Origin of the sequence: Microcystis sp. M079S1 (assembly GCF_020246425.1) — a bacterium.
GTDB lineage: Bacteria > Cyanobacteriota > Cyanobacteriia > Cyanobacteriales > Microcystaceae > Microcystis > Microcystis aeruginosa.
The window spans coordinates 1-7886 of sequence record NZ_JADBSZ010000300.1; the positions used below are offsets into that span (position 1 = coordinate 1).

Below are 7886 nucleotides of genomic sequence, written 5' to 3' on the forward strand. Positions count from 1 at the left end.
AAAGTTGAGAAGAAAACTCAGTCATGATCAACGAAAATTTTAACTCTTACTGTCCCTAACATTATAGAGTTTTTTGTCCCCTTTTTTCTGCTTTTTTAACCATTATTTTCTCTCATTTAGCCCAGTGACGGAGAGACAAAATAGACTGTTGTTGAGATCAAGTCGCTGTAACTTATATCTGGTAGTGGTTTCAGGTTTTTTTACCCTACTCTCATGAATAATGCAGGCTAAGTAGGGGGAGAGCCTTCGAGAGCCCCGGCAGCTAAGGGACTTGCGCTTTGATAATGTGCCATCTGGCTGGTCTGATTCTTCTACAGAGCGATTTTCTGGCTGGGATATTATTCCCACGCAAGTCCCTAAAGATACTTTTTAGACCGATTCTCCAAAGTCTGACTACAAAAGTCTGCTCTCCCAAGCATCCCCAACTGTCTAACTTAAAAGCGGCAGAATCTAGAATAGAAGGAATTTTAACTAAAATATTGGCTCAGGACTAAAAACACCCGTGTCTGCGGTTTAAATCTGGGTCTTAGCATTGATAATCTGAGAATATTCTGCCCAAACAAACACCTAACAGGATGTTTCACCCCCATCCTGCCTAGGGGATTTTCGATGACAATTCCTAAGAGCTACTATATCATGGTAGATCACCTGTGATTCCTCAGACCGGCCAAGATAAAGATGGCAACAGGCAAAAATTAGGAAAAATCAGCGACAATCGAAACGGCAAGATCAAAAAAAATTCTCTTCTAGATTGACCCTTTCAGCAGACCAACTATCCCACCCTTCTAGACAACGACCCTAAGGATAACTTCTATGGCGCAACAAAATAACCTAAAAACCGACAATATACACCAAATCGATCCCTATTGGGGTCCCCGATGGCTCGTAGAGGAACGGGACGCTTGCGGAGTCGGTTTTATTGCCGATGTGCGCGGTTCTGGCAGCCATCAACTGATTGAACAGGCCCTTTTAGCCTTAGGTTGTTTGGAACACCGGGGAGGCTGCAGCGCCGATCAGGATTCCGGTGATGGTTCCGGTATGATGACCGCTATCCCCAGAGATGTCCTCGCTCCTTGGTTCGCCGAAAATGGCTTAAATATGCCAGAATCTGAGCGACTAGGGGTGGGGATGGTCTTTCTTCCCCAAGCGGACCGGGAACGAGCCGACGCTAAAGCACACATCGAAGAAATTGTCAATAAATATAATATTAAGATTTTAGGTTGGCGCGCTGTTCCCGTCCGTCCCGAAGTCCTCGGAAGACAAGCAAGGGAAAATCAACCCTACGTCGAGCAAATTCTGGTTACTTCCCCCGATTTAGCCGGTTCTCAATTCGATCGCCTACTCTATATTGCCCGTTCTGAAGTCGGTAAGCAACTGGCCGATGATTTCTATTTCTGTTCCTTTTCCTGTCGCACCATTGTCTATAAAGGCATGGTACGGGGCGAAATCCTGCGAGAATTCTATCTAGACCTGCAAAATCCCGCCTATAGCAGTCAATTCGCTATTTATCACCGACGTTTTAGCACCAATACCCAACCAAAATGGCCCCTCGCTCAACCGATGCGCTTATTGGGTCATAACGGCGAAATTAACACCCTTTTGGGCAATATTAACTGGATGTCGGCCCGGGAACCCGCTTTAGAAACGGAAGGTTGGACCCACGAAGAATTACAATCCCTGACTCCCATTGTTAACCCCGCTAACAGCGACTCCTATAACCTCGATAGCGCCCTAGAATTATTGGTGAGAACCGGTCGCAGTCCCCTAGAAGCAGCTATGATCCTAGTGCCGGAGGCCTACAATAATCAGCCGGATTTACAGGATTATCCCGAAATTATCGACTTTTACGAATACTATAGCGGTTTACAGGAACCCTGGGACGGTCCGGCTTTACTGGTCTTCAGTGACGGGGGAATCGTCGGCGCTTGTTTGGATCGCAACGGTTTGCGACCGGCCCGTTATAGCATTACTAACAACGGTTATATCGTCGTTTCCTCGGAAGCGGGAACTATTCCCCTCGATGAAACCACCATTATCGAAAAAGGTCGTCTCGGCCCCGGTCAAATGATGGCGGTGGACTTGGAAAAAGGCGAAATTAAGCGTAATTGGCCGATTAAACAGGAAATTGCCCGCTCTAATCCCTACGGTGAATGGGTGAAATCCCAACGCACCTTTATTGACAAAGAAACAGCGATAGACATTCCCGCTCCTAGTCATCTCCTTCCCCGGCAAACCGCTTTCGGTTATACTGCCGAAGATGTGGATATGATTATCGTTCCCATGGCAGAACAGGGAAAAGAACCGACTTTCTGTATGGGTGATGACACTCCCCTAGCGGTCCTCTCCAGTAAACCCCATCTTCTCTACGATTACTTTAAACAACGTTTTGCCCAAGTTACTAACCCTCCCATCGATCCCTTACGCGAAAGTTTAGTCATGTCCTTGACTATGTATCTGGGACGACGGGGTAATATCCTTAAATTAGGGGTTGATGACGCACATTTACTGAAATTAGACTCTCCCCTGCTCAATAATGCGGAATTAGCCAAAGTTAAAACCTCTAGCTACAAAACAGCCGAACTTTCTACCCTTTATGATCTGACCACCGGACCGGGGGGATTAGAAACTGCGATCGCTGATTTATGCGCTGAGGCCGCCAAGAAAGTAGCATCGGGAGCAGAAATTTTAATTCTCAGTGACAGGACTGCTCCTATTGACGAAAAAACTAGCTATATTCCCCCCTTATTAGCCGTTGGTGCCGTCCATCATCACCTGATTCGCTCACACTTGCGTTTAAAAGCTTCGATTGTCATCGACACGGCCCAATGTTGGAGTACCCATCACTTCGCTTGTCTAATTGGTTATGGTGCTTCCGCAGTCTGTCCCTATCTGGCCCTAGAAACGATCGCCCAGTGGTGGATCGAGCCAAAAACCCAGAAATTGATGGAAAACGGCAAATTAGAAGCTATTAGCCTCGAAAAAGCCCTAATTAATTACCGCAAATCCGTAGAAGCGGGATTACTGAAAATCCTCTCGAAAATGGGTATTTCTCTCCTATCTTCCTACCATGGGGCGCAAATTTTCGAGGCGATCGGATTATCGGCAGATTTAGTTAAACTAGCTTTTAACGGTACTACCAGTCGCGTCGGGGGTTTAAGCATTGCTGAGGTGGCCCAAGAAGCGATCGCATTCCACAGTAAAGCTTTCCCCAATCTTACCGCTAAAAAACTAGAAAACTACGGTTTTGTCAACTACCGTCCGGGGGGAGAATACCACATGAATTCCCCGGAAATGGCGAAAGCACTCCATAAAGCCGTGGCCGCTCACTCCCAAGGGGAAGGATATGACCATTACGAAACCTATCGTCAAATCTTGCAGCAAAGACCTGTCACCGCTTTACGCGATTTATTAGAATTTAACAGCGATCGAGCCTCAATTCCCCTCGAAGCAGTAGAATCGATCGAAAGTATCCTGCAACGCTTCTGCACAGGGGGAATGTCCCTCGGTGCCTTGGGCCGGGAAGCACACGAAACCCTAGCGATCGCCATGAATCGCATCGGAGGTAAGTCCAATTCCGGAGAAGGGGGAGAAGATCCGATCCGTTACACCAGCTTAAGCGATGTGGATGCAGAAGGACATTCCGTGACTATGCCCCACCTAAACGGCTTAAAAAACGGTGATACGGCTAATTCTGCCATTAAACAGATAGCTTCGGGCCGTTTTGGAGTCACTCCCGAATACTTAATGAGTGGAAAACAGCTAGAGATTAAAATGGCCCAGGGAGCAAAACCGGGAGAAGGAGGTCAATTACCCGGGAAAAAAGTCAGTTCCTATATTGCCATGTTACGGCGATCGAAACCGGGAGTAACTTTGATTTCTCCCCCTCCTCACCACGATATCTACTCGATCGAAGATTTAGCACAATTAATCTACGATTTACACCAAATTAACCCCCGGGCCAAAGTTTCCGTCAAATTAGTGGCCGAGATCGGTATCGGCACAATTGCGGCCGGAGTTGCCAAAGCTAACGCTGATATTATCCAGATTTCCGGCCACGATGGTGGTACAGGTGCATCACCCCTAAGTTCGATCAAACACGCGGGTAGTCCCTGGGAATTGGGAGTGACGGAAGTGCATCGGATGTTAATGGAAAATCAACTGCGTCATCGGGTGATTTTGCGCGCAGATGGGGGACTGAAAACCGGTTGGGATATCCTCATGGCTGCTCTCATGGGTGCGGAGGAATTCGGTTTTGGTTCCATTTCCATGATTGCCGAGGGGTGTATCATGGCCCGCGTCTGTCACACGAATAATTGCCCTGTGGGAGTCGCTACCCAGCAGGAACGTCTCCGCACTCGTTTTCCAGGAATTCCCGCTCATGTGGTCAATTTCTTTACTTTGGTGGCTGAGGAAACGCGGCAATTATTGGCGAAATTAGGCTATCACAGTTTAAATGAGGTGATTGGCCGGGCAGATCTGTTAAAAGTGCGCTCCGATGCTCGTTTAACTAAGACAGAATCCCTCAATCTCGATTGTTTGTTGAATTTACCCGATGGCCGTAGCGATCGCTCTTGGTTGCAGCACGAGGAAGTACATAGTAACGGTGCTGTCCTCGATGACGATATTCTAGCCGATAGCGAGATTAAACAGGCGATCGAGCAACAGGGAACCGTCAGCAAAACCTACAGGATTGTCAATACCGATCGCTCTGTCGGGGCGAGAATTGCGGGGGTAATTGCCCAAAAATACGGTAATGACGGCTTTGAAGGCGAAATTAAGCTCAATTTCCAGGGTGCGGCTGGTCAAAGTTTCGGATCATTTAATTTACCCGGTGTCAATCTCCATTTAGAGGGAGAAGCTAACGATTATGTGGGTAAAGGCATCTACGGCGGCGAAATTGTCATCGTACCGCCCCAAAACGCCAATTATCAGCCCGAAGATAACGCTATTATCGGTAATACCTGTCTCTACGGGGCCACCGGTGGGGTGTTATACGCTAATGGTCGCGCTGGTGAACGCTTTGCTGTCCGCAATTCCACTGCGAAAGCGGTTATCGAAGGGGCCGGGGATCACCTCTGTGAATACATGACTGGGGGGGTAATTGTCGTGCTTGGTTCCGTCGGTCGCAACGTCGGCGCCGGGATGACGGGAGGATTAGCTTATATCCTTGATCCCTCCCTACCGGAGAAACTCAACCCCGAAATTGTCAAGATTCAACGGGTTGCCACGGCTGCCGGTGCGGAACAGTTAAAATCTTTAATTGAGGCCCATGTAGAACGCACTAATAGCCCCAAAGGTAAGTTAATTTTAGCTAATTGGGATAGCTATCTCGGTCAATTCTGGCAAGTGGTCCCTCCCTCGGAAGCGGATAGTCCCGAAGCGCAAATTAGCGCGGAGAAAACCTTAACTTCGGTGTAATTTCTTTGGGGTGCGTTACTCTTGGTTAACGCACCCATTGATTAATTTTTTGACTGCGGAGTTGATTAATGACCATGCTGCCCATCCCCACCACCTATACTAGCTATACCCAAGCACAGGAACATTTTCTTCAGGTTTTAGAACAAGTAGAACTGGGAAACTCGATCGTTATTGTCCAACGTCAGGGTCATCATGATGTGGCCTTGATTGCTGCTGACGAATTATCCGCTTTATTAGAAGAAGTTTATCTTTTGCGCTCTCCAGCTAACGCTCAACGACTTTTTCAGTCCTTAAATTGGTCACAAGAAAGATTATCTCAGACAGCTGCCACCACTTCTCTAGAAGAATTACGTCAAGAATTGGAGACCGAGATTGAGCAAGAAAAAGCCGCAGAAGTCTGAAACCGAAATTGTGCGAGTTTTTACTCAATTATACCTAATCTAGTATCTCCAAATTGATTATATGGGGACATATTAACCTTAATTATTTAGACTACAGTTTTTATCGCTGCATAAGTCGGAACATTTGCTAAAATTTAGGATATATTCACTTTGGCTATCTTTGATGTCATAATTTGGCAATGACAAACGAAAAACTCAGATTTATCGATCTTTTTGCTGGTATTGGAGGATTTAGATTAGCTTTCGAGAGCGTTGGTTATGACTGTGTATATTCTTGTGAAATAGACGAAAACTGTCGAAAAGTATATTTCAATAATTTTCAAGAAATTCCCGATCAAGATATTAGAAAAATTGCTATCCATGACCTGCCTGATTTTGAAGTGTTGACAGCAGGATTTCCCTGTCAACCCTTTAGCATTTCTGGAAAACGAGCCGGATTTAGAGATACAAGGGGAACTCTATTTTTTCCCATCTGCGAAATAGTCGAATTAAAAAAGCCGAAAATAATTCTTCTGGAAAATGTTAAACACCTAATTCACCTCGACAAAGGCAAAAACTTAGATATTATTTTGCATTCTTTGGAAGAACTGGGTTATTTAGTTGATTATAAGCTCTTAAATGCCAAGGATTTTGGTGTGCCGCAAAATCGAGAAAGAATTATTATTATTGCTACCCAAAATAAAAAATTTAATTTCAACTCATTAAAATATACTTCACCAATACCTAAGTTACGCGATTTTCTGTCTCCTCAAGGCAATTTTGAATACTTAGATAAAAAAGAATATACTCTCATTGATAATCCTACCTTACAACCATCAGGATTAATTTTTGTCGGTTATCGCAATAAAACTATCTGGAAAAAAGGTATCAGACCAAATACAGAACATTTATCCCGGGTTCATCATCAACCTAACCGAATTTATTCGATCGATGGAGTACATCCTACTATACCATCTCAGGAAACATCTGGACGTTTTTTTATTTATATACCCGAACAAGATCAGGTGCGTAAATTAACTATCCAAGAATGCTATCGACTGATGAAGTTCCCCGATAGCTTTCAAATTCATCCTAACTTAGCTGAGTCTTATAAACAGGTGGGTAATTCGGTTTGTATTCCCATGATTAAAGAGTTGGCTATTGCCATTAAGAAACATATTTTTGAAAACAATTCTAGAGTATCCTTACCTTAAAAGCACTAGGCAGTCACACAGTTTCTGATCTAACTTCTGGTAGCGCAGGAGATATTGAGATTTTTGATAAAAATAAACAATTAGTAGAAGTTATTGAAATTAAGCATGGTAAGTACATTGATTTACAAATTCTCCGAATTGCCAAAGATAAAATTATTAAATTTAATCCGAGAAGATATTATATCCTATCATCTTTTGATGTTAAACCCACAGAAATAGAATTAATCATGTCTGAGATTCAAACTATCAAAAATAATCATGGTTGTCAAATAATCACCAATGGTATTATACCGACAATTAAATATTATCTGAGACTGATATCATCTCCAGAAGAATTTGTCAATAGCTATTCCCATCTGATTGAAATAGATTCGGAATTACAAACTATTCATAAATTAAAATGGAACGAAATTTTATCTAATCTTATTTCTCCAATTGAACAAATCTAAACTAGCGAGCTATACCATGGTTAAAATATACCATCGCCGGTGACAGCCTTTCTCAAGATGAAGTGTAACCTAATTTGGTATCGACAACAGACACCATGTACTCAAGATGTTGAGTACAGCCTTCGCCTCCGATCTTGTAGGGCGATTACCATTGCTGTAGTGTAATCGCTCATCGCCCTAGGCTGAGTTTCCTTGCGTCAACCCAACCCCTTCGTTTAACTGAATATATCGGATATGATCAAAGACAGTTGACGCTCCCCGCTCTAAAGAGACGGGGATTCTTAGTTCATTGAGTCTCCGTTAGCAAGCAGGATTTCTCCAACCAACCAAGAGGGAATCTCTCCCGAAGCGTTTAAAGTTTGCGTGCGCCCCACGCTACTTAATCCCTTTTGCAAGATGTTTAAAGCGGCGTTTCTATCTCGACA

General features: G+C 44.3%; 4 protein-coding genes and 1 pseudogene. 4 read left to right on the forward strand and 1 reads right to left on the reverse strand.

All coding sequences use genetic code 11. The annotated features are described in order from the left end of the window. Positions 1 to 813 precede the first annotated feature (813 nt). The 4 genes from gltB (at position 814) to IM456_RS19370 (ending at position 7461) form a co-directional block, all read left to right on the forward strand. On the forward strand, positions 814 to 5418 hold the full coding sequence (gene gltB / locus IM456_RS19355) for a glutamate synthase large subunit (protein ID WP_287693191.1): 4605 nt from the start codon (positions 814 to 816) through the stop codon (positions 5416 to 5418). A 68-nt stretch (positions 5419 to 5486) separates the two neighbouring features. After that, a complete protein-coding gene (locus tag IM456_RS19360) occupies positions 5487 to 5819 on the forward strand; it encodes a type II toxin-antitoxin system Phd/YefM family antitoxin (protein WP_287693192.1) in 333 nt (110 codons plus the stop codon). A gap of 179 nt (positions 5820 to 5998) precedes the next feature. Beyond that, positions 5999 to 7012: a DNA cytosine methyltransferase gene (locus IM456_RS19365; RefSeq protein ID WP_287693193.1), complete on the forward strand. Its 1014-nt coding sequence runs from the start codon at positions 5999 to 6001 to the stop codon at positions 7010 to 7012. A gap of 227 nt (positions 7013 to 7239) precedes the next feature. Continuing rightward, positions 7240 to 7461, forward strand: coding sequence for a hypothetical protein (locus tag IM456_RS19370; RefSeq protein ID WP_002785433.1), 222 nt, complete (start codon positions 7240 to 7242; stop codon positions 7459 to 7461). A 281-nt stretch (positions 7462 to 7742) separates the two neighbouring features. On the opposite strand, the pseudogene IM456_RS19375 reads toward IM456_RS19370, so the two are convergent. Continuing rightward, a pseudogene (locus IM456_RS19375) lies at positions 7743 to 7886 on the reverse strand (RNA-guided endonuclease TnpB family protein); the annotation flags it as partial.